This window comes from Natrinema gelatinilyticum (genome assembly GCF_024266705.1).
GTDB lineage: Archaea > Halobacteriota > Halobacteria > Halobacteriales > Natrialbaceae > Natrinema > Natrinema gelatinilyticum.
The window spans coordinates 484,643-507,863 of sequence record NZ_CP100757.1 but is presented as its reverse complement, the minus strand read 5'-3'; the positions used below and the strand labels follow the sequence as shown (position 1 = coordinate 507,863).

General features: G+C 56.3%; 17 protein-coding genes and 1 pseudogene. 8 read left to right on the top strand and 10 right to left on the bottom strand.

Going from position 1 to position 23,221, the window contains the following annotated elements; genetic code table 11:
- The first annotated feature begins 270 nt into the window (after nucleotides 1-270).
- Complete coding sequence (locus tag NJU76_RS20425) at nucleotides 271-1,041, top strand: IclR family transcriptional regulator (protein ID WP_254533648.1); 771 nt, start codon at nucleotides 271-273, stop codon at nucleotides 1,039-1,041.
- 243 nt (nucleotides 1,042-1,284) lie between these two features.
- Here NJU76_RS20425 and NJU76_RS20420 read toward each other — a convergent pair whose 3' ends face one another.
- From NJU76_RS20420 to NJU76_RS26620, 5 genes are all read right to left on the bottom strand, one after another.
- A complete protein-coding gene (locus NJU76_RS20420; protein WP_254533647.1) occupies nucleotides 1,285-3,228 on the bottom strand; it encodes an archaea-specific SMC-related protein in 1,944 nt (647 codons plus the stop codon).
- Nucleotides 3,229-3,422: 194 nt separating this feature from the next.
- Nucleotides 3,423-4,025, bottom strand: a complete 603-nt coding sequence (gene rdfA, locus NJU76_RS20415) for a rod-determining factor RdfA (protein ID WP_254533646.1) — start codon at nucleotides 4,023-4,025, stop codon at nucleotides 3,423-3,425.
- 610 nt (nucleotides 4,026-4,635) lie between these two features.
- Nucleotides 4,636-5,634, bottom strand: a complete 999-nt coding sequence (locus NJU76_RS20410; protein WP_254533645.1) for an Acg family FMN-binding oxidoreductase — start codon at nucleotides 5,632-5,634, stop codon at nucleotides 4,636-4,638.
- A gap of 40 nt (nucleotides 5,635-5,674) precedes the next feature.
- Entirely contained in the window at nucleotides 5,675-6,916 is a 1,242-nt protein-coding gene (locus tag NJU76_RS20405; protein ID WP_254533644.1) for an RNA-guided endonuclease InsQ/TnpB family protein, read from the bottom strand.
- Nucleotides 6,916-7,038, bottom strand: coding sequence for a hypothetical protein (locus tag NJU76_RS26620; protein ID WP_256566987.1), 123 nt, complete (start codon nucleotides 7,036-7,038; stop codon nucleotides 6,916-6,918). Before NJU76_RS26620 ends, NJU76_RS20405 begins: the two co-directional genes overlap by 1 nt.
- Before the next feature lie 839 nt (nucleotides 7,039-7,877).
- Here NJU76_RS26620 and NJU76_RS20400 point away from each other — a divergent pair.
- Together NJU76_RS20400 and NJU76_RS20395 are read left to right on the top strand one after the other, a co-directional pair.
- Nucleotides 7,878-9,173, top strand: a complete 1,296-nt coding sequence (locus NJU76_RS20400) for an ArgE/DapE family deacylase (RefSeq protein ID WP_254533643.1) — start codon at nucleotides 7,878-7,880, stop codon at nucleotides 9,171-9,173.
- 188 nt (nucleotides 9,174-9,361) lie between these two features.
- Complete coding sequence (locus tag NJU76_RS20395; protein WP_254533642.1) at nucleotides 9,362-9,610, top strand: hypothetical protein; 249 nt, start codon at nucleotides 9,362-9,364, stop codon at nucleotides 9,608-9,610.
- 466 nt (nucleotides 9,611-10,076) lie between these two features.
- Here the strand turns inward: NJU76_RS20395 and NJU76_RS20390 are convergent.
- Nucleotides 10,077-11,060: pseudogene (locus NJU76_RS20390) on the bottom strand (IS630 family transposase).
- Nucleotides 11,061-11,254: 194 nt separating this feature from the next.
- On the opposite strand from NJU76_RS20390, the gene NJU76_RS20385 reads away from it, so the two are divergent.
- The gene (locus tag NJU76_RS20385; protein WP_254533641.1) at nucleotides 11,255-11,737 is read left to right on the top strand and encodes an IclR family transcriptional regulator; all 483 of its coding nucleotides are present in this window, start codon (nucleotides 11,255-11,257) and stop codon (nucleotides 11,735-11,737) included.
- A 1,500-nt stretch (nucleotides 11,738-13,237) separates the two neighbouring features.
- Here the strand turns inward: NJU76_RS20385 and NJU76_RS20380 are convergent.
- Complete coding sequence (locus tag NJU76_RS20380; RefSeq protein ID WP_278002501.1) at nucleotides 13,238-15,097, bottom strand: acetyl/propionyl/methylcrotonyl-CoA carboxylase subunit alpha; 1,860 nt, start codon at nucleotides 15,095-15,097, stop codon at nucleotides 13,238-13,240.
- Nucleotides 15,098-15,420: 323 nt separating this feature from the next.
- Here NJU76_RS20380 and NJU76_RS20375 point away from each other — a divergent pair, with 323 nt between their 5' ends.
- Complete coding sequence (locus tag NJU76_RS20375; RefSeq protein WP_254533639.1) at nucleotides 15,421-16,230, top strand: endonuclease/exonuclease/phosphatase family protein; 810 nt, start codon at nucleotides 15,421-15,423, stop codon at nucleotides 16,228-16,230.
- Nucleotides 16,231-16,878: 648 nt separating this feature from the next.
- Here NJU76_RS20375 and NJU76_RS20370 read toward each other — a convergent pair.
- Nucleotides 16,879-17,979 (bottom strand): LLM class flavin-dependent oxidoreductase, encoded by a 1,101-nt coding sequence (locus NJU76_RS20370; protein WP_254533637.1) that lies wholly within the window; start codon nucleotides 17,977-17,979, stop codon nucleotides 16,879-16,881.
- Nucleotides 17,980-18,150: 171 nt separating this feature from the next.
- Here NJU76_RS20370 and NJU76_RS20365 point away from each other — a divergent pair, with 171 nt between their 5' ends.
- Together NJU76_RS20365 and NJU76_RS20360 are read left to right on the top strand one after the other, a co-directional pair.
- Nucleotides 18,151-19,287, top strand: coding sequence for an acyl-CoA dehydrogenase family protein (locus tag NJU76_RS20365; protein ID WP_254533635.1), 1,137 nt, complete (start codon nucleotides 18,151-18,153; stop codon nucleotides 19,285-19,287).
- A 176-nt stretch (nucleotides 19,288-19,463) separates the two neighbouring features.
- A complete protein-coding gene (locus NJU76_RS20360) occupies nucleotides 19,464-20,501 on the top strand; it encodes an LLM class flavin-dependent oxidoreductase (protein ID WP_254533634.1) in 1,038 nt (345 codons plus the stop codon).
- Between the two features lie 50 nt (nucleotides 20,502-20,551).
- Here the strand turns inward: NJU76_RS20360 and NJU76_RS20355 are convergent, their stop codons facing one another.
- Nucleotides 20,552-21,001, bottom strand: coding sequence for a PaaI family thioesterase (locus NJU76_RS20355; protein ID WP_254533633.1), 450 nt, complete (start codon nucleotides 20,999-21,001; stop codon nucleotides 20,552-20,554).
- A gap of 17 nt (nucleotides 21,002-21,018) precedes the next feature.
- On the opposite strand from NJU76_RS20355, the gene NJU76_RS20350 reads away from it, so the two are divergent.
- On the top strand, nucleotides 21,019-21,333 hold the full coding sequence (locus NJU76_RS20350; RefSeq protein WP_254533632.1) for a hypothetical protein: 315 nt from the start codon (nucleotides 21,019-21,021) through the stop codon (nucleotides 21,331-21,333).
- A 161-nt stretch (nucleotides 21,334-21,494) separates the two neighbouring features.
- Here NJU76_RS20350 and NJU76_RS20345 read toward each other — a convergent pair whose 3' ends face one another.
- Nucleotides 21,495-23,147, bottom strand: coding sequence for an AMP-binding protein (locus NJU76_RS20345; RefSeq protein WP_254533631.1), 1,653 nt, complete (start codon nucleotides 23,145-23,147; stop codon nucleotides 21,495-21,497).
- Between the last annotated feature and the right edge of the window lie 74 nt (nucleotides 23,148-23,221).

Genomic DNA, 23,221 nt, shown 5'->3' with positions numbered 1-23,221 from the left:
TTCTATGAGGGCATCGCCCTCGACGGCTCAGCGTCAGCATCGCTATCGAGATTGGTCATTCTACCGTGAAGACCGAGCCGAGCACCGATGATCCGGGGTTCTGAGCGGACGTAGGAATTCGTTCGCAGGCCACGGTGATTATCCGATACCGAACAGCGAACTGCGGAGGCATCGTTTCAACTCTCGTCTTTCCAGAGACGCCGCGACCTGTCGGGACACCTTCGGGGCGAAGGAACTAAACCCAACTGCGGTGACGTGATATGGCAAGGCATGGGAAAAGAGGTAAAACATCCGGTGAAGGCGACCGAGAAAACGCTCGCGATTATCGAGGCGCTCAAAAATCAAGACGGTGGCCGAGTCACTGCCCTCGCAAATTCTCTCAATATGAGCAAAAGCGTCGTTCACAACCACCTCGCGACGCTGGAGAAACACGGGTACGTCGCTAAAGACGGCAACGAGTATCGACTCGGGCTAAAGTTCCTCGACCTCGGCGGGTACATCCGCCATCACATGGAACTCTACCAGATTTCCAAGCCCGAAATCGACGCGATGGCCGAACAAACGGGCGAACTTGCGAACCTCCTGACCGAGGACGACGGGTGTGGCGTCTACCTGTACCGGGCGAAGGGAGAGCAGGCAGTCGACCTCGATACGTACGTGGGCCGACGCACCAATCTCCATTACACCGCACAGGGAAAGGCGATTCTCGCCCATCTTCCGGCGAACCGTCTCGAAGATATCATCGAGGAGAAGGGGTTGCCCAAGGCGACTGAGAACACGATAACCGACCGCAAAGCGCTCGACGAGACGCTCGCCGAGATTCGCGACCGGGGGTACGCCTACCACGAAGAAGAGCGACTCGAAGGGCTCCGGTCGGTCGCCGCCCCCATCGTCACCGACGACGGCACTGTCCACGGTTCGATCAGCGTCTCCGGACCCGCGAGTCGAATGCAGGACGAGGGAGGGGAGTCCGATATCCCCAAGTTGGTCTGCTCGACCTCCAACGCGATCGAACTCAACCTCAAGTACGCCAACGTTTGATTACGGTCGCACGCCACCGTCTCACGAAGTCTGCCGTTCCTTCCTCGATCACACGCTTCGATTTGCGGTGTCAACATCTCCGACGGAGCTTCACAAAGTACTTGTAAAGTAGAGGCCGACACTGCTTTACTTATAACTTGTAAAGCACCCGGCCCGAGTGAGCCATCCGGACAGCGAAGACGGAATCGAGAACGAATGGTGGAACGAACGCGTGAACGACGAGAGCGGACGACGAACGATGGCTCACCCGAGCTGTTCGGCCGGGATGCGGTCGTACTCGTTCGAAAACGCCTGCGCGTCTTCGGGAAGCACCGCGACGGCGAGGAATGGAGCGTACCCGGCGAAGTAGTCGACGAGGGCGACGATCCGGTCTGAGTCGATGGCTTCCAGCGAGTCAAGGAGGACGAACGGCACGAACTCGTACACTTCGTGGACCAGGAATCCCGCGAGTGCGACGACCAGACCGATAGTTTCGCGTTCGGACTCCGAGAGGGTCGCGACGGTATCCTCGTACATCGCGCCGTCGTCGCTTTCGCGAACGACGTGGAGGTCGAAACTCGAGTCGTCCGCCGAGTTCGTCGTCTTGCGTTCGATCCACACGCGGGCGATGTCGTACTCTAAGAGGTCGAGCACCGACGCCATCTCCTCGTTGAACGCCTCGACGGCCTCGCGTTCGACGTCGTCGATACGCGACCGAAGCGACGCGAGTTCGTCCTGGACCACGGTTAGTCTGTCTGCCACGTGGTCGCGCTCTTCTGCAGCGTCGGCCACTGCTGCCAGTTCCGCTTCGGCATCCGAAAGGTCGCTTTCGAGTTTGCCCCGCTCGTACTCGAGTTCGCTGAGCGCTCGATACGCCGAGAGGACGTCCTCGCGGAGCGACCCGGTTTCTTCGACCTGCTCTTGGAGGTCGTCAATCTCCGCTCTGAGCGTCGCCGCCTCGTCTTCGTAGTTCGTTACGTTTTGCTTTCGGTGAGAGATTTCTCGATCGAGTTCGTCCAGTCGACTACGGAGTTCCGCCTGTTGCTCGCTCGAGCGTTCCAGTTCGCGTCGCCGCTCTTCGACCGCCGTCAGGTCGGATTCGACGCTGTCGCGTTCAGCCTGCTTTTTCGTGACCAGGTTTCGGAGCGTCTCGAGACGTTCGTCGATGTCCGACTGCTCGACCCGACTGCCGCAGGTCCAACACTGCATCGTCTTCGACGACGGATCGAGGTCGGCAACGACGTCGCCCTCGTCTTCGACGTTCCGGAGGCCGCTCGTCTCGCCAGCCAACAGGTCCTCGGTGAACTCGACGACTCGCACCAAATCGTCGATCTCGTTCTCGACCTCGCGCTTGCGCCGCTTGAGTCGGGTACTCTGCCGGTCGAGTTCGTCGAGTTCCTCTTCGGACGACTCGATATCGTCGAGTTCGGCCGCCACGTCTGCACGCTTCGTTCGAAGCGAGCGAAGCTCGGACTCCTGGTGGTCCTTGCGGTCGAGTGCGTCGTCCAGTTGCCCACGAAGTTCCTCCAGTTCGTCGAGCAACGATTCGGCCTCCTCGGCCTCGGCTTCCGCCGCGTCGAAGGCCTCTACGGTTTCGCGGACGTCGGCCAATTCGTCTTCGACCGCCTCGAGGTCGGCTCGACGCTCGTCGCGGCGGCGTTCGAGTTTGGGGCGGCGGTCGACCGTCGCCTCGAGGTCGTCGAGCTTCGACCGAAGGTCGTCACGTTCGGCCTCGCGGTTCCGGATGTCGTCTCGAAGCTGGTCGGTATCGACCGGCCGCATGATGACCTCGCGCAGGTCGTCCCCGCGTTCGACCGCACGACGGGCGGGGTTGTCTTCGAGCAGACACGCGAAGGTGTCGACGTATTCCGATTCGTCGACGAAGGGGTCGCCGTCGACGGAAACGGTTCCGGCTTGTCGCGTGTATTCGCGGGTGTAGGTCTCTCCGTCGAGCGCGAGTTCGACGCCGCCGTAGTCGGCGTCGGCTTTCAGCATGGCCGCGGTCCCGCCGAGCACGCCAGCGATAGCGCTCAGAAACGACGTCCGGTTCGTGGCGTTTCGGCCGGTGAGTATGGTGATACCGGACGAGAGCGTGACTTCGCAGTCGTCGATACCGCCGACGTTCGTCACCGAGACTGTCGCGGATCTCTCCGTGGATTCGTCGATTGTATCTCGAGTCTTTTGCCCGGTGTCGGCGTTACGTGACATGATAACGGCGGATGTTCGTGTGGTTTACTTGGATATCATTTGACTTAGTCCTGAGGAAGTCCGTCTTTCTCTCCGCTATCTACGACGCTGCGCGGACGACCGTGCTGGGAGGCCAGTGGTGGAGGCAGGAGCCGGCGCTAGTGGGCACTGTATCGTGAGGCCAGTGGGACTGTCCGTGACGCCGATGGAAGTCCTCATTTCTCACGACACGCACAGCGGCCGCGGTCGAGGAGTTCTTCGACTGGGTACGACGAACCGCACTCGGTGCACGTAATACGGACCGAGTGGGTCACGTCGAGCGAACCGACGTCGAGTTCGCCGTTGCGTCGTAGTTGGTCAAGCGTTTGGTCGACGATGTGTTCGTCGCGGCCGCGTGCCCATTCGATGACTTCGCGACCTTCCGTGATGTCGGTGACGCCCTGCCGTGAGGTGTCGATGTCGAGGCAGTCAGCGAGATGAGCGCGGACTGTCTGATGGGAGACGAAGTCGTCGGTCACTCCCGTGACGTCGATGCCAGCGTAGTTCAGTTGGTCACGGACATCGGCGCGACGTTCGGGGGCGACATCGTCGCCGGTGAGTGCCTCGTACACCGACGAGGGGTCGCCCACTACGTCGACGTCGGCGTTCTCCATGGCGGCTCCGAGGATGCGGGTGTTGGTGACGTTGGCGAGGGCTCGCAGGCTCAGGTCGTCGCGCTCACGTCGGTCGCGAAGTTCTGCATCGAGCCCCCGGAGACCGTAGGCGTCGATGGCTCGTCCAACTTTGCAGCCACAATGGTCCAATTCGTCGTCGGTCATGGATCGAATGCCTGGTCCGCAGTCTTGGTGTGGGTCCGAGAATCGCCACGGTGCGTCGTGCACGAGCAGTCGGATCCGGACTGCATCACGCCCGGACGTTAGCAGCGCCCGATAAAAAGGGTTCGGTGGCCGTCGCAACGGGTACTCGAAAGTGAGGTCATCGCCGCGAGAACGTACTGCTGTGGTGGTCCGAACGACGTCAGTTGTGTTCGACGCTGTCGAAGAGCGTGACGATGTCGTCAAAGTGTCACATCGCCTTCCAGACGTTGCTGAGGGCGGTCATCAGTGCCTGTCGTCCGACCGCATTTTGGGTAAATACGGTGTTCGATGCGTATCTGGTTCACGTCCTTGAACCGAACGTTACCGAGGCGGTTCACCGAGTACAACGGCTGGTCGAAATTGTGCGGCAGGCGACCGTGAGTTCACGGGGGTGCCTCCGCCTGGATCGGGAGCGGACGATCGGACGACACGGTTGCTCGAGAGGAACGGTCACCGTCTCGTTCTGGCTTCGGTGACCGGACGACTCACGATCAACGCGTCCATCAGATGCCGTGAGAAGCGACGTGCACGGATGACGGTTGGCAATCAGTCTCACTTCCGTTTCACGCCGTCATCGTACTACCTCCTCGAGCGGTCGCCGCGGAGTGTGTTTCTCATCCTCGTCACTGTATCCGAGTCGGAAGAGGTGCTGCGGGACCGACTCCTCGAGCCCGAGTTCCGCGGCGAGTTCGGATTTTATCTGCGGAACCTCGAGCGTTTGGCTCACGGGGTGGTGAGCGATTCCCTCACTCGTGGCGAGCAGCGTCAGTCGTTCGAAGGCCTGGCCGGCTCTCATCCGTGATTCATCGTCGTCGGTTTCCGTGACCAGAACTGCGAGCACCGGCGCTCGTTCGAGCAACGCTGCGTTCTTGCGTCCCTCTCGGTCGCCCAGGTCGAGGTGCGTTACCGCGAGCCGTCCGACTCGCGCCATCAACCACGAGGCACCGAGCGCCCCTGTTCCGATCCAGTGTCCCAGTTCCGCTCGGTACGCGGCGTCGTCGAACTGGTGCTCGTCCGCACGGAGCTGCAGTCTCCCAATCGACTCCTTCCTGTCGGCCTCGTCGATCACCAGGAGGGTTACTGCCGTCTCACGGACGCAGCCTCGGAGCCGATCCAGGACTCCCTCCGGGATCGGCTGGTCGTCGTACGCGTGATGGGTCGTATGTCGATCCGTGATCGCGTCGAACAGATCCGGTCGCGCTCGAGACGCCGTTTCCGCATCTGGGTCGAGGTGGACGGTCGCGACGGGGTCGTCTCCGTCACTGGGGCGATAATCGACCGACACGGCATACCCGAAATGAGCGGCTGCGATCCGGAGATTCTCGATCGCACACCCGACGCTGAGGAAGAGTTCGCGCTTGTCAGCGTCTGCGATTTCCAACCAGCGCGATTCGTCGGCGAATACGTCGATTGCGTCCGCACGAATTCCGAACTCCCACGGCTGTGAGTTGTGGCTCGAGGGGGCAAGAATCGCATACCGAAGGAGAAAGCGAGCCTGCGCTTCGAAGGCCGCGTTCGTCGGGAACGCACGCTCGTCGACGTTCCACGGTGAATCGAGTCGGTCGTTCATGACTTCTGTTTCGCCATTTGAGTACGTGAACTACCCCACCCTACCGCTCGCCTGACGGCTCGCGCTTGAGAGTGGGGCTTCCTGCTTCCACGACGCGCTTTGCAGGAACCGAATGGGTTCCCGTAGGGAGCGCAGTCTCCACAGGCGGTGATTCGGAGCGTCCCGCTCCTACCTGCGTGATACCGCGAGACAGAATGTTCCAGGCCGCGTTCCAGTCCCTGTCGGCCGTGAAGCCACAGGAGGGACAGGAGTGTTCGCGGACCCACAGCGGCTTGTCGGTCGAGACACCGCACGCCGCACACTCTTTGGTCGTTTCGGCCGGATCAACAGCCACGAAGTGCGCCCCGTCGCGTTCGCACTTGTACTCGAGCATCCGGAGGAACGTCCCCCACGCCGCTCCAGCACGGTTCCGAGAGTTGCCGTCGAGTTCGACAAGACCTTTCGCGTCAAGGTCTTCGACTGCGACGAGGTCGTACTCTCGAGCATAGTAGTTCGAGAGTTTGTGCAAGAAGTCGCGGCGCTTTCTTTTCAGGTCAGCGTGACACTCAGCCACGCGACGGCGCTGTTTCTCCCAGTTGTTCGAGTCGTGATCTTTGCGAGAAAGCTTCCGTTGCTCGCGCTCGAGCCGGTCGCGTTCGTCCGAGAGGTCGACCGATTCGATCGCGTGGCCGTCAGTGTCGTGTGCGTACTTCAGGATGCCCACGTCGATACCGACAACGTTCTTCGGATTGGCCGGTTTCTCTGGTGGCTCTCGATCGACTTCAACACCGAAGGTGGCGAACCACTCGCCGGTCGGCTCCATCTTGAGCGTGACCTGTTTGAGTTTCGCGTCGTCAGGGATGGCGCGGTGGAGGCGGATCGGTATGTCCGCGAGTTTCGAGAGTGACAGCACAGTCTGGCCGCCCTTCTTGTCGAGCTTGAAGCCAGACTGACTGTATGTGAAACTGCGGAACTCCCGCGGTGGTTTCCACGTGAGTTGGCCGACGCCGTAGCCGTTCTGTTTGAGTCCCCCGAGCGACTTGAGGTTCTGCTCGATTCGCATGACCGCTGTTTGCAGAACTGTTGAGTACACGTCCGAGAGATCATTCCACCAGTCTTTCAGAGACGGAAGTTCGTCACGGATGGACCGGACACGCTGATTGAGCGTGCCTGCGCTCTCGGGGATTTGGTCGAAGCGGTAGAGTGCATAATTGTACAGTTGCCTACAAACGTCGCGGTGGCGGTCCAACTCCTCGCGTTGGGCGTCGGACGGCTCGAGACGATACTTGTAGGCGTAGTACATCAGCTCTCGCGCTCTTCAATAAGTTGGTCAAGTTGACCACGGACGAACGACGAGAGGTTCAGGTGGTTCTCCTCTACCCACTTGGCTTGATCCTCTCGAATGGTGATATTCTTCCGTCTCACGACATGCGTATTATGCGCACAGATGCGCATAAGTCTTGCGGAACGTGGGCCTGTGGGCCTGTGGGCCTGCCGTAGTAGAGTGTATGAAAAACGAGCGGCGCTGTCTCCCCTCCCTGATCGCTTCGCTCGCTGAGGAAGGGGGCTTAGCGCCCTCAATTACAGCTAAGTGTGTCCTCGAGGTCGGATTTGGATACGTTCGACGGACGGACGGTGTCTCTCCGGGGGGGCGTCTCTCGAGGCGATCCGAGTGTTTTCCGAAGGACGACCGCCAGTCCCACCGTCGCGATAAGGACGAAGACGAATCCTCTCGCTCTTCGATGGACGTCACGACGCGAGCGCTCTCGCTCGACCCTGTTGCCGACTCGAGTGTTTACCCAGTCGAGATCACTCTGGTCTTCGCGCGGCGATCACGCGGACGCTACCACGTTTTCCCTATCGGCCTAACCAATCGATCTATCCGAATGGACTAACTCTGTTCTCGCGTTCGACCGCACCGTCGAGATAGACCATTTTGAGACGCGAGCGGGTCATAGAGTCGGTCCGGATGAGATTCACAGATATGCTGAATCACCTGTAAGCGTTTAGCCGAATCGGCGTCCCGACCTATCGGTCTCCTGTATCGATCTGTTCAGCAAGTGGTAGCGCGGACCCCCCTTCCTCACCGAGCGAAACGAGTAGCGAGGGGTAGTTTACGCAATCCCAGTATAGATACCATCACCTGTTCCGAAACCATTCCGTGACGCAGTACGTGACTTCGCTGCAGCCCTCAGCCGTCGATGGACGCCGAAATCTTCCGGAGAAAGAGGTAAATATCGCTATGATATAGCATAGCGAGACGAATGCTTTCAGAACACAGGGAGGTTCGGAGCCATATCGAAGATACGCGCGATGATCTCGTCGATCTCGTGAGTGAACTCATCAGCCAGAAATCCGTTACCGGAAACGAAAAGCCCGCTCAAGAGGTCGTCTCTTCTCGCTTGAAGTCGTGCGGACTCGACGTCGATGTCTGGGAACCAGATGCCGACAAACTCAAGGCTCATCCGGGGTTTTTCGAGACATCGTCTTACCTGAAGGACGGGTACGAGAACCGCCCGAACGTTGCAGCGACTAAAGAGGGCGACGGAGACGGTCGGTCACTGACCTTTAGCGGCCACGTCGACGTCGTGCCGGCCGATGCAAACGAGTGGAGTTACGACCCGTGGACCGCCACCGTCGAGGACGGCCGTCTCTACGGACGTGGAAGCAACGACATGCTTGGCGGTGTCGCTTCCATCCTGATCGCCTTCGAAGCACTCGAGGACGTCGGTATCGAATTGGCAGGAGACCTCACTCTCCAGACGACTATCGAGGAGGAGGCCGGCGGGCCCGGCGGCGTGCTCTCCGCGCTCGAGCGAGGATATCAGCCCGATGCAGCGATCATTACCGAACCCTCTGGTCTCCCGAATATCGGAATGGCGAGTGCTGGCGTAATGTACTTCCGTATTAGCGTCCCCGGAAAGTCGTCACACGCTGCACGGGGCTACGAAGGCGTCAACGCTATCGGAAAGACAGCGACGATTTACCAGGCGCTCGACGAACTCGACCGAGAACGGAAATCGCGAATCTCGTACGAACCGGCATACCGGACCGATCCGAAACTCGACGGCCACGAGACCAATCTGAATGTGGGCACTATCGAAGGCGGTGACTGGCCCTCGACGGTTCCGTCTGAAGCGATTCTGGAGGGACGCATCGGATGGCCACCCGGCGAAACGCGCGAGGAGGTTCGGGCGGAAGTGGAAGCAACCGTGCGAGAAGCCTCGGAGAACGACGAGTGGCTGTCTGAAAATCCGCCCGCGTTCGACTGGTTCGGGTGGAACGCCGCTCCTCACGAACTCGACACGGACGAAGAGATCGTCCAACTCGCACGGGAGAACGCAGAGCTGATCACCGGTCGAAAAACGACCTTCGGTGGCGGTAGTGGCGGAAACGACGAACGGTTCTACAACCGATACTACGACATTCCCTGTCCCTCGGTCGGTCCGCGTGGCGAGAACATCCACGGCGCCGACGAGTACGTGGACATAGACTCGTTAGTTGAGACGGCACAGACGCTAGCTCTGACCGCTATCGACTGGTGTGGAACCGTGGAATAACTCAGGCAAGATATTCTCCCGAAACGCTCGTCTACTGTTGTACGACTTTTTTCACGTCGATCACGAAATAGTGAGTAGTCGTTTTGAGTCTCGAGTGGGTCGACATCGAAGAACAGATGAGGTGGACGGGAACCTCGTGGGTACTTTTGCCCTTCCGTTCTCATCGATCGATTCTCATACTGGCTAGCGTGGCCTACGTTCTCGTCGCGCCTGGGTTTGCTGTCGGCGGTCTCGGATACGGTATTCGTTCCGACTGGTGGGAGGGCTCAGGATTCCTCCGCGTTCACACGGAGGAGGATGTCAACGGAGCGGCAGTACTCTCCGCCGTCACAATCGTCGTACTCTGGAACGGACAGTTCGATTTGCTGGTCGTGGAAGGCACTGTTGGCGTTCTCATCGATGTCGCAATTTTGGTCGCTGTCGTGGTACTCCGGTGAGGAGAACTCGAGGGGGAAACTGTTTCCAAGCTGTATAGGAGAATGCCCTGGTGCTCGATCCCGAGGCAGTTGACGTTGCACCGATGAGTGATTTTCTCACGAACATTCGCCGTGATCTTTCTAATCGATTGGGTTTTAGTATAATCGGTTATTGAAACCATATGTGGGCGTTAGTACGAAACACTTCCGCATCAGCTAAAATTGCATCATTGGTAATATTTATTATTGTACGATCGTTACTTCAGCGTAGGTGATGACACAAGTTCACAAGCACCACTACGATACACCCGATTTACGTGGCACAAGTACACGTGTGCCTATTGGCTGATCCGCTACCAATCTACCCGCCCCACTTTCGCACTCGAATTCCTCTGCTGATACGTTCGACTCATTATGCCTTCCCAGTAGCTACCGTGAAGTACCACGTGGGCAAGCTCCGGGCACTCTTGCTGTAATACTGTAAACATTAGAAATAATTGCTCACTTTTGGTATGAAGAGTTGATCAAGAGCGGTATCGATTGCTGCTGTGAGTTCAGGAAAGGGTCGAAGAATCGATTGTTAGGTGCCGATTGGCTTGTCTTCAGCACTCCTCGGCCGAACTTAGTTCAGGTGAATATGCCGGTATCGTGACGAATGCGAAGACGTCACGGACCTGGCAGCCCGTGACAGCCGATGCATTAAAAGACGGCGCTCCATCCAGCACGATAATCAGATTATATTCGAACTATTTCCATAATAAAAATTATATTTATTGCGTTGGAGGCAGTAACGTACACTCTGAACCGAGAGAAAACGCGATCGCTGTCTTCGGTGATCACGCCCAAGAGACACGTCCAATCGCGTTTGCCGGAGAATTCGACTGACAGTCACGTGCCATGCGGAAACCAAGCGGCACGCAGCTCGACCTGGACGGATTTCTTGATTTGATTGAGACATACTACTGTATCGCTCATCTTCCACCACTTTTTGTGAGTTCGTCACAGAACGTTTCGTGTTCGTAAGCGTCAGATTCAGCGGCTGTACGGCGGGGTTTTGATAGCTCAATTTCGGTCGTTGCGCAACCGCCAACAGCTCAGAATCGAGTACTCGACATCATACCGCTCATCGAGATAGTGCTGGGCAAGTGCCGGCGCGTCAATCCCCACTTCTATGGGTAATTCGTGGACATCGTCTTCGAACTCGTATTACTCTTTTTCTAAGAGCTTTCGCTTTCTTCCAGATCGATGTACATCAGTAACGGCCTGGCTCAAGCGCCTCGTCAGTGTTGCGTCGCTCGAGCCAGCGATAGATCCTCCGTCGCTGCACATCGTACCACTCGGCGAGTTCAGTCTGCGTGACGCCATTTTTGTACGCTATTACCACAAAGAGCCGTTGTGTCGGCTTCTCTCCTTCTACCTTGTCGAGCGCATCTTACAAGTCCTCGACGGAAATCCAGTCGAGATGATCCACTCCATTCAGCAACGTATTTTGAGTAAACAGTTCTAACGGATACTGTAGCAGTATTGCTAAACGATCAGAACTATGTATTTGAGCCGCTTTGTTCAGGTGACGACGGTGATGTCTCTCCCGGATACCTCCGGAGAAAGGGAGCAGGCAGCGAGTCCTAACTCACCGCCTGCGTGAGGGTATGGACGATGCATTCCGTGGCAGTTCTGGGAGCGGAGCTTCTCGCCGTTGAGGAGGACGGCCTCGGAACCATCATCTACGAGCGGGAAGGGCCCAACGCCGTCTCGCTCGACACCTACGTCGGTCGTCGCGTCGAGATGCACTGTACCGCGCTCGGGAAGGCGATACTCGCACACTTCCCGGAGGAACGCGTCGAGGAGATACTCGACCGATACGGGCTAACCGCCGAGACGGAGCACACGATAACTGACAGGGCGGAGCTCGAAGACAACCTCGAACGAATTCGAGAGCAGGGATACGCCATCAGTTCGGGCGAACGAATCCCGGGTCTCGGGTGTATCGCGGTTCCCGTTATCGCAAACCGGCAGGGCGATGTGGACGGTGCGCTAAGCCTCTGTGCACCGCTCGCGCGCATCAAACCGTTGACGCTCCCGGACGAGATGCTCGACATGATGCGCCAAACCGCAAACCGAATCGAACTGGACATGGCGTTCGATTGATCCGGTAAGGCCGGGAACGCTCTTTCGTCGTAGAAAGGAACCTACGACCAGAGCGGTGCCAGTTCGAGGCATCATCACCGCCATATTACATGCGTACGGATGTAAATTAAAACGGCGACGACACACCGAAGACGTGACCAAAGCGCCTCTCGGAGCCGAATTTTGGAGGCAGCAGTCCGACCAGGCGCAGTCGCTGTAATACGACGAGAACGTGATATCGGGTTTCGGTATGACCGGATGGTCACATTCGGCACTAACACCTCTGTGAATGGCGGTTCCTCTTCGCGTGGGGCTATAGTAACCGTTAGGGGGGTCGACGCACCGGCGCTCGTCCGGCATTATTTCGATAAGTCATATGATAACAGAGAAATATTTTCAACCGATCCCGTTCTCAGACGAGTAGGGTCTCTCTTGAGGGCGTCTCTACCGATGACTTCCGTGATGAAACATAGTGATTAAGATAACTTTCAAGGTGCCATAGAGTACGTCTAACTAAAGTATATCGAATCCGACTATATCGGATTTGAGTGAGTAGGGAAATCCTTTCTTTCGTAGAGATAGATTTTCCCTGATTATTCTTTCGAGGGTTCTAATTCTCCTGAAATCAGGGTGTAAATCGGCTGTAGGGTAAAAAGGACGATATCCTGTTCACGCGACTGATAGAGGGTGCGTGATTAACTAACGTTGATACTGTACCCCCAGACGAGGACTTTGAGCACTACCACAGCATTTGAGGGCGGCCGCCCTGGCAGTCTTTCCGGGATTCTACGAACGGTGAGAATTCTGAATATCGAGGTTATTGATAATGTCGGAGACGATTCGTTCGGGGCTGTAGTCGTTAACCTCCTCCGTTATGACTTCGCCAGGAGAAACTACTGGTTCCGATCATTATCAATGTTCATATGGTTATAGTTAAAGATACGCTTCGCATCCGTAAATTTCTATATTGAATATCTATCATATATGGTTCTATATAGCTCCCTCGAGGGTTACTCTCGGACAGGATCGCAACAGAGGCAGAATAACGAGTCTAGTAGTGTTATCCGAACTCAGCAAGAGACCGAAAACCCGACCGAACAATATCCTCACCTACTTTGGACCGGTTCTGGCAGGAAAATCATGCTCTGTTGTATCCGACATGGTCGGATCCACATTTACTGTTTTCTATTGGAATGACTACTAAACAAACTACTATACTTGTGGCAAAGTTGATCATCCAGTTGCTGATACTATGAATCGGATTAAGTTGTGCGCCAGGGATGCCGTTGACTCAGCCAGTGTCCATCGGCGCTATCGCAGCGATATTCACTCCCTGCTCATCGACGGTGGTCACGCGGCCGTAAATTCGTCTTCAACTGTGATCGACATATATCATTCCGCTCGACAAGCGCCGTCAACGGCGATGCCATCTGGTTCCTGGGGACAGATACCTCGGAACGATCCTTGCGCCTCGTAGTTAGAGTTCGGTACCGTCGCCGTCGCAGAGGAGCAAGACCTCAGCTAGTCAAGGGAGACAAGTAAATCACCGATATCAACGCTCTCGCCTTCGCTAATGCCGACTTCTGTAACGGTTCCGCTGTGCTGTGTGACAATGTCGTTTTCCATCTTCATTGCTTCGAGGACACAGACTACATCACCGTGTTCGACTTCGTCCCCCACCTCGACATTGGTCGTAAGGATGGTCCCCTGCATTTCTGCTTCAACGCGTTTACTGTCGTCTGACGTGGCCATCCCTGTGCTATTGGCCCTGTCGTCATCGCTTGTATTCAGGAACCCGTTACCGGATACCTCGCTTTGACCGGCGGTGCCACCCGGCGTTCGGTCTCCATCTGGGTTGGAACTGGCCTGGTGGAGACCGAAGCGAATATCACTCTCCTTCTGATATAGCGTCATCTCGAACCGTCTGCTCCCCATCTCTACAAGGAGGTCGTGATTCACATAGTCCTCACTGGGGTCGGAGGCGTTCGACTCGGTTCCCCATTGCTCCTGTACGGATTCGATCTTGCTCTGTTCGAGTTCCTCATCGAGATAATTCGTGGTGTGTGTTCCTTCAACGAACCTCTCATCGGTGAGTATCATGCGGTGGAAGGGGACCGTAGTCACAACTCCATCGACACCGAAGTCCTCGAACGCGCGGCGCGAGCGGGCGAGACATTCGGTGCGATCTGCGCCCCTAACAATTAGTTTTCCGATCATTGAGTCGTAATCGCCACCAATCACGTCACCCTGTCGGACGGCATCGTCGACCCGCACGCCGATGCCACCCGGTGGATCATATATCGCGAGTGTTCCAGTCTCCGGGGTAAATTCCTCGGCGGTGTTTTCAGCATTGATGCGGAACTCCATGGCGTGCCCGGTGAACATGATATCTTCCTGTTCAAAGGAGAGTTCCTCACCAGCAGCGATCCGAAGCTGCCACTTGACAATATCAATACCGGTAATTTCCTCGGAGACAGTGTGTTCAACTTGAATACGAGTGTTCACTTCGAGGAAGTAGAACTCTCCATCCTCTACGAGGAACTCCACCGTTCCAGCGTTGGTGTAGTTCGTTATATCGACACCGCGTCTGGCTGCATCCGCAATCCGTTCGCGTAAATCGGCGGACAGGGTGGGGCTGGGCGCTTCTTCGATGATTTTCTGATGGCGACGCTGAAGCGAGCAGTCACGTTCACCGAGATGCCGGACGTTCCCGTGAGCGTCTGCGAGCACCTGAATCTCGATGTGTCGGGGATCATCCAGATACCGTTCTAGATAGACAGAATCGTTGTCAAAGTACGCTTTTCCCTCGCGTTTGGCGCTTTCCAACTGCTCCTGGGCTTCTTCGGGGCTACGGACGACCTTCATCCCGCGCCCGCCGCCGCCGCCCTCGGCCTTAATTGCCACCGGATAGCCGTTCTCGTCCGCGAAATCGGCAATCTCGTCTACGGATTCGACTGAGTCGGTGGTTCCAGGAACGATGGGGACATCTGCTGCCTGCATCGCTTTCCGCGCTTTCGTTTTCTCACCGAGTTGAGTCATGGCATCACTGCTGGGACCGACCCAAGTTAGGCCGTCCGTCTCCTCTACCTTTTGTGCGAACTCAGAATTTTCTGCGAGAAAGCCGTAACCGGGGTGAATCGCATCAGCGTTGGCCTGAACAGCGATATCGAGTATTGCGTCCTGATCCAAATACGAGTCCGCTGCCTGCGCCGGTCCGATGTTATATGCTTCGTCAGCAAACCGGACGTGACCTGCATCTATATCGGCATCGCTGTAAATAGCAACCGTCTCCACGTCTAGGTCCTTGCATGCGCTCATCACCCGAACCGCGATTTCGCCACGATTGGCAATCAATACTTTGTCAAACGGCATCGGGTTCATGTTTAGGCATCCAACTCATTATTCTATCGGTGATGACAGCCCTGTCGGCTACCGGTATTGACGAAGAGGGTAATCTCCAGCGCACTACGACAGCGACTCACTATCGGGAACCCAGTACTAATTAGCACCGCGGACTAAAATCGCCTCGTGGTGAATACGCACTTAACGCGGTTTGGTCGTATAGTCGGGTTGGGAGCGCTGATGGTGACTGATTCACCCAGCTTCCGGGATCTCGACTGGCGAACATCCGTGAAGCACGCCTGTACTGAGACTGATTACGGCTATTCCCACGCAAGCTATGTATCGAGACGGAGTTGGTGCTCGTGAATCGAGATCTAACCGTCGTCTCGTACAACATCCACTCAGCGATCGGCATTGACAACCGATACAGCTTACAACGTATCGCCGATGTACTCTCCCGACTCAAACCCAACATCGTCTGTCTGCAGGAAGTGCAGCGGGAACTTGCAGAAGAGACCGGGTTCGAGGACCAACCCGCGGTACTCCAGGCGGAACTCGATCTCGATGGATCCTACGGCCCGACCGTGAGCCTCGAACCAGTTGACATCGAGGAAATCGACGAGGATCTAGGTGACGCTGAAAGAGACCTCGCCCGCGAGTTCGGGAATCTAATTCTCACCGATGGAACTGTGGAGTCGTTCGAGTACGACACCCTCCCAAGCCCGGATGACGGGGGACAGCGTGGGTACGTCACTGCCGTTATCACGTATGCTGGGACTGAACTCCGAGTCGTCAACACGCATCTCGGTCTCAGCCCGAAGGTCCGGAAGCAGCAACTGAAGGAATTGTTCGCCAGGCTTGATACGCTTGAACGACCTACGATACTTGCTGGCGATTTCAACGCGCGTCCGGACTGGCCGGCTATCGAGCTGATACGCGACCGGTTTGACGATGTATTTACCAATGATGACAACGAGGTGTTCACCTTTCCATCTCCATACGTTGACCGCGACACGCAAGAGTACTACCACCGGACCTATACCCCACATCGGCGAATCGACTACGTGTTCTGTACCCCCAATGTGGCTGTCGAGAGTACCGAGGTCTACCACAGCCTCGCATCCGACCATTCCCCGATCATCGCACACCTCTCAGTTCCCGAGTCGGACTGAAAAGGTTGACCTACGTAACTCCGGAGACAGAACAGTCCTTTATAATACGTGTGATGGACATAGAATTATTTACAGTTTTCATCTGGTCCTCTTAGCTGTAATTGAGGGCGCTAAGCCCCCTTCCTCAGCGAGCGAAGCGAGCAGGGAGGGGATACAGCGCCCGCACGTCTTGGTTTCGTGTGAATCGGCACCCTTATTATCCCTTCGGTTGAAGGTGGTAATAAGATGCTCACCACGCTTCCGGCGGTGTTCAAACGCGACAACAAGCGTGCATCGTCGGTTGTGGCCGAGTGTCGAACCGGTAGGAGTGGGACACTCCGAACCACCTGTCAAGGGAAGCCGCCTGTGGAGTCTGGAACCGTCCGCAGAACGCCAACAGCGTTCTGCCGGGCCGCACGAGACGCTCCGTGTCTTGTGGACGCTGTGGGGACGTTCCCTGCACGTTCCGACACCGAAGCAGGAAGCCCTGTCCGTAACAAGCGAGGGCTGGGTAAGCCCGAGCGCGGTAGGGCAGGGTAGTTCACGAGAACCGTTCTCTGCAAGGTTCGTGTTTCTCGTAGTATTTGAGACCGATTCACGTCAGTTCAACGAAATCTGAGGTCCGCACTTTGGGGTCCAATTTGCGTTTGTGGACCGTGAAAGACGGATTCAGTATCCGGCGATCATGTGTGTTTCGGTGTCTTCGTTGTTCAGAATCCACTCTCCGTCGTCTTGTTCGTGGAAGTACGGAACTACCTTCTCGCCGAACAACTCGACTGCATTTCGTTCTTTTTCTAGGGACGGGCCCTTCGGGAGACGGAATCGCATCACGCAGTAGTCGATATCGAACTTTTCTTCGTAGTGTGCCATCCGCTCGATGCAGTCCTCGGGATTTCCGATGACCATGTGATCGCGCAGATTATCGAGCGTGAAGTCGTCCTCAGATTGGAAATCTGGATGATGCGTGAGGATCCCTTGCCGGTAATAGAACAGCAGTTCCTCTTTGAAGATTGGCCCGAAGACCTCTTCAGCTTCCTCCCTGGTAGGTGCAACGTATGCGTCACGCATCAATCCAACCCGGGCGTCGTTACCCCGTTCCGCCGCAGCGTCCTTGTACAGGTTGATTTGTCGTTTGAACGTTTCCTCCTCGAGCGGAAACGGGTCCAATGCCCAGCATTCACCGAGTTCGCCGGCACGTTCGATCGCCGCATCCGCCTGTCCTCCTGGCCAAATTGGCGGCCGGGGCTCCTGATACGGATCGGGGCTCTGATAGACATCTTCGAACTGGTGGTATTTTCCGTCGAAGCTGAACGGCTCGTCTTTCGACGAGTTCCAGGCCTTTTTGACCACTTCCAACCCGTCGATGAAGCGACCGAATTTGTCCTCTGGATCGTGACCAAAGTACTGTGGGTAGCCATCGTGATAACCCATCGACGGAACATACACGAATCGCCCCTTCGATAGCTGGTCGATGTAGGCCACTTGTTCGGCGATTCGCATCGGGTTATAAAGCGACAGTACGTTCGCCCACGTTCCCAATTTTATCTCGTCGGTGAGCGTTGCCAGCGACGCTAGCAGCCCCATTTGGTCTGGAACGTATGTCTCGGTGCGCATATGACGATCTGGAACCCACAGTCCATCATAGCCGACGTCCTCGGCCAGCTGCGATGTTTCGAGTAGGTGATCGACGAACTTCGCGACTTCGTCGCGGTTGGGGTGCGGTGCATCGTAATCGGCCGCGTGCGTATCAGGCATGTATCCGAGTCTCATCTCTTACCCTCGCGTGGTAATAGGTCGCATTCGACTTAAGTTTTTTTTTCACAATATGTTTATTATGTCACATACGCTCGAGTCCCCTCTCTGTTCCAGCGGTCATATCCCCGGTCTCCTGTGGTGAGGAGAGGAAGTTTTAATTATACGATGGTCCTGATCGAATACGCTGTGACAGCTCTTACCGACGAGCAACAGATGTTAGCACAGTCCTTGTCAGATTTGGCTGAAAACGAATTCGAGGACAGGGCTTTCGAATGGGGGGGGAACCCTCCCTGGGAAAATGTCGAACTCCTCGCGGATCGTGGCTTCCTCGGTATCAATATCGACGAAGCGTACGGCGGTGGTGGAATGTCTGAATTCGAGGCGATGCTCACCATCGAAATTGTAGGTCGAGTGTGTCCCGACACGGCCGAGTTCCTCTACAACCAGCAGATGGTCGCGCCGCGAGCTATCGAGATGTTCGGAAGCGAGACAGCAAAGGGAGAGTATCTTCCGCCTGTGACCGCCGGGGAAGAGGCTATCGCCATTGCGATCTCCGAACCGGAGTCCGGCTCAGACGTTGGATCGATGCACACCTCTGCAGAGGATGATGGCGACGCGGTTGCTGTAAACGGTGAGAAAACCTGGGTTAGTAACGTCAAGCACGCCAGTGCGGCGGTAACGTGGGTAAAATTCCCCGAGGGGTTAGGGTCTGTCATTATCGACCTCAACTCGGCAGGCGTGGAGGTTCAACAACACTATACGAACATGGCTGGCCACGAACAGACTCACTTCTACCTCGAAGACGTCACTGTGCCACCAGAGAACGTACTGACGCGAGGAAAAGAAGGGTTCAAGAATCAACTCAAGGCGCTCAACTGGGAACGCTTGGGGAGTGCCACGTTGGCAAACACGATCGCTCGCTGTGCGCTTGAGACGGCACTCGACTACGTTGAGCAGCGAGAACAATTCGGACAGCCTATCGGGAATTACCAAGGAATCGAATGGAAACTTGCCGACATGGTCACCGAACTTGAAGCCTCGCGAGCGCTCACGTACAGGGCTGCCGAGCGCGCCTACCACCAAAATCGAATTCCGAATAGACTGGATGCATCGATCGCGAAACTCTATTCGGGACAGATGGTCGAATCAGTAGCTAGCGAAGCACTACAACTACACGGGGCAAATGGCTATCAACGCGATCATCCGCTCGAATATCTATACCGCCTTGCACGGGGTCGCCGAATCGCAGCCGGGACAGACGAAATCCAGAAAAACACCATCTCATCGGTCGTCAAAGACAAGGGGCTCCCATCACTGCTGTAACCGACAGAGCCCGTCGGACACCTCTCTGGTTGCTGGCCTGCGCACTCACAAGCCTGTCCTCCCTACCGCCACGTGCTTGACAGATGTGGTGAAATTCAATCGTGTTAAATGATCACAAAAGACATACCTATAAGTATCATTGGCAAATAGTTGGAATTGCAGGTGAAAGATTAGCCATGGAATTCGGAATTGGATGCTGGAATTGCGACAGGCATCCGGACGACAACAAGCCCCACTCGGAACTGTACCAGGAAATGCTTGAGGAAGTGCAAGTAGCCGAGGAAAACAACTTCGATTGCGCCTGGCTGACGGAGCATCACTTTGCGGAAGGCGGATATATGCCGTCCGTGACGACGAGTATGGCCGCAATAGCAGCAGTGACCGACGAAATCGATATCGGTACCAACATTGCCCTTGGGCCACAGTACAAACAACCTGTCCGTCTCGCGGAGGATCTGGCCGTCGTCGACAACATTTCCGACGGCCGCATCCGATTCGGGGTGGGAAACGGGTATCGTGTCGAAGAGTTCGAACATTTCAACGTGCCGCTAGAACAGCGTGCGGTCCGACTGCGCAATCTCATCCAGATACTGCGTAAGGCTTGGGCAGATGAGCCCCTGAGTCACGAGCCGCACGAAGTGTTACAGGGAGAACATAGTTCGTGGGAGTTCGATGGTGCCAACGTCACCCCAAAGCCGAAACAGGATGGTGGGCCACCAATCATAATTGGCGGGTTCGCTCCACCCGCGATCGAACGCGCAGGCCGGATGGGTGACGGATTTACTATCGGCTCACTGGTCGGCCTCGAGGAGGCACAGGGTGCAGTCGATCTGTACTGGCAATCGGTCGAAGAAGCCGGAAAAGATCCGGACGAACAGGAACTGGTCATCTGGAACTTCGCGTTCTTGACCGACGGTGGCGACGCGGAGGCAATCGTCGAGAAAGGATGGGAGCAGACCTTAGACCAGTACGGTCGTTGGTATCACGAAGCAGGCATGATCGAGGAACCCGACGATCTTCACGCCGGCTTCAACGAAGTAGCGATGTACTACGACTCGCCCGACCGAATGATTGAGGAAATCGAACGGTACCGAGACATCTTCGGTGACGACTTCCACTTCGTGTTCCAGGCGGCTCAACCGTGTCTGGATTCCGACGAACTGAAACGCTCTATCGAACTATTCGGCCAGGAAGTCATTCCACATTTCAACTGACCCACATCGTATTCGGTCGGATTTCTTCGACAGTATCCAGGTCAAGTAGCTTACTCCTCAACGTCCGATTCGGTTTTCGGCCAGCCGTCTTCCCACTGAGATCGTTCCTTGGGATTGTCCACCTTAAATACACCTCTGGCCGTGGCGATCTCGCATCCGCTCTCGTCTGTAATCTCGACATCGACGATCGAGATGGAACTTCCCTTACGGCGCACCTCAGCGATTCCGTTGAGTCTCTCACAGTTGGCGGGGTTCAGGTAGTCAATCCGTAGGTCGATAGTTGGCGTCACCCGTCCGGCGAGTGGGAGGGTCGCGGTTCCGGCGACGGTATCGGCGAACGCGGAGATGACGCCACCGTGAGCGATACTTCCGTCCGGTGGGCCAGCATGACAGTCCTCTATTTCGAGAGTAGCCTCTCCGTAGCCCTCCTCGGCGCGCGTTATTTCTATCCCTAGATAACCCACGAACGGGGACCGCTCAATCATTTCTTCTGGATCCATATTGGCGAGTGGCATCTATGGACACAAATAATTTCGTCCTCCGTTCGATTCGTACCATCGCTCTCGGCGAACAGATCAACGCCGTCAGTATCCCGTCCTCGTTGATTAAGCGAAACTTCAGGGAGTATCTCAGACGGATGGAGCGTGGGCATCACCCTCACAATGGCGAGATTGGGGCTTCCGGCGACGAGGACGTCCTGGACGAGGTAGAACGATACCTCGGCTTCGAGGTCGGAACTAAATCGATATCCTCAGTTTTACCGGCTGAGGACACGCCGATACCGAGCGCCCACGTCGTCTGTCCGTTCGACCGCTCCGCGAATCTCTGGTGAGACCCATTCTCGGTTCAGGTCGTCAACGAACCGATCACGGACTGGAGGCCGCTCGAGGAGTGGTACGTCAGCATCGTCCGCAATCAACTCGAGTTCACGGAGAGCGGGTCACTCATACTCTGGGTTTTCGAGTGAATTCGATCAGCGTGAGCCTGCAGGAGTTACTCTTGGGTGAGAGCGATATCCGCAGACTTGCGGTCCCACGTTTTGTCCGTGTTGCCGCGTTCCCGGAGATCCTTTTTCTGGATTTTCTCGTTGGACGTTTTCGGGAGTTCGTCGATGTCCTCCAGATAGCGAGGAACCATGAAAGAAGGCAATCGTTCGGCACACCACTCGATGAGTTCCTCCTCTGTCGCGGTCATCTCGGATTTGAACACGACGAACGCCTTCACCTCTTCTTCCCCGCCCTCTTCGGAGGCTGGCACACCGACGACGGCGACCTCTTCGACCGCCTCGTGTTCCAGGATGGGTTGCTCTACCTCGTAGCTGGATATGTTCTCGCCACGTCGCCGGAGCGTATCGCCGATTCGGTCCACGAAGTAAAACCAGCCGTCATCATCTTGACGCAGGCCATCCTCGGTGTGGAACCAATGATTGCGAGACGCCTCTACGGTTTTCTCTGGCATTCCGTAGTAGCCGGGCGTCGTAATCCAGGGAATTCGGGGACGCGTCGCGAACTCGCCCATTTTGCCCGCTTCGACCGGTTGGTCAGTCTTCGGGTCCTTGAGTTCGACGTCGTAGAACTCCTCCAAAAGGAGGCCGGCAGCCCCATCAGGTCGATCGACACCATACGGCGTCAGCACCGGTAGAGAAATCTCCGTGCTGCCGTACACCTCGGTGATGTACTCGACGCTGAAACGCTCCTGGAACTCCTCTTTAATTCCCGTCGCCGTCGGCGCGGCAAACAGACAGCGAAGGTCGTTCTGGTCGTCGATGTCCCGTTCGGGCTGTTGGTAGACGAAATCCATCATGGACCCGAGGAAGTTACAGACTGTAGCGCCGGTTTCATGGAGTCGGTCCACCCAGTCCGAACCGCTGAACTTCCCGAATAGACACACCTTTGCTCCTGCGATGAGTGCCGGATAGACGACCAGTACCTGCGCGTTACTGTGGAACAGTGGATTACCAGTCATGTAGACGTCGTCCTCGGATAGCTGTACCAAATTCCGACATTCTTCGGAAAAGAAGTATTGATGGGAGTACGTCTTCTGAATCGCTTTGGACGGGCCTGTGGTCCCAGATGTCATGATAATGGACGCCACATCGTGGTAATCGAGGGCGACATCGGGATTCCTGTCATCGTCTGAGACGAGGGCATCGTACTCGAGCCGTTCCAGCTCCAGTCCAGCCGCGGCCGATTCGTCTCCTTTGACGGCCACCGTCTCCAGGTAGTCGAGGTCGCCTTCGATATCTGTGAGACGCGAGACGTACTCCTCGTCGAAGATTCCGAACGACGCCTCCGTCAGGTTTGCCACGTGGCTGAGAGATTGCTGTTTGTAGTCGGTGTTGACCGGGACCTCAACGGCGCCGATCTTGCTTAGTGCGAACCAGAGGTACAGGTACTCCAGTGAGTTTGGCAACATCAGCAGAACGTGGTCTCCCTTTTCGATGCCCTGATCGACAAGCCCGTGTGCGAGGCGATTTACGATTCGGTTGGTTTCCTCGAAACTGATAGTTTCGCCGTCTGTTTCCCACTGGAGGAACGTTCGGTCTCCCTGTGCCTCTGCTTGGTGTTCTAGCACGTTCGGAAGCAACCAGTCTTCTTGGTTCTCCCACTTGAGACTGAAGTCCGCGAAATCCTCGTATGACTTCATATTCAAGTAACTCTATTTTCAGGTACTTATAATCAACGCTCATGCAGTACGACGGCCATCATACCACAGTTTGA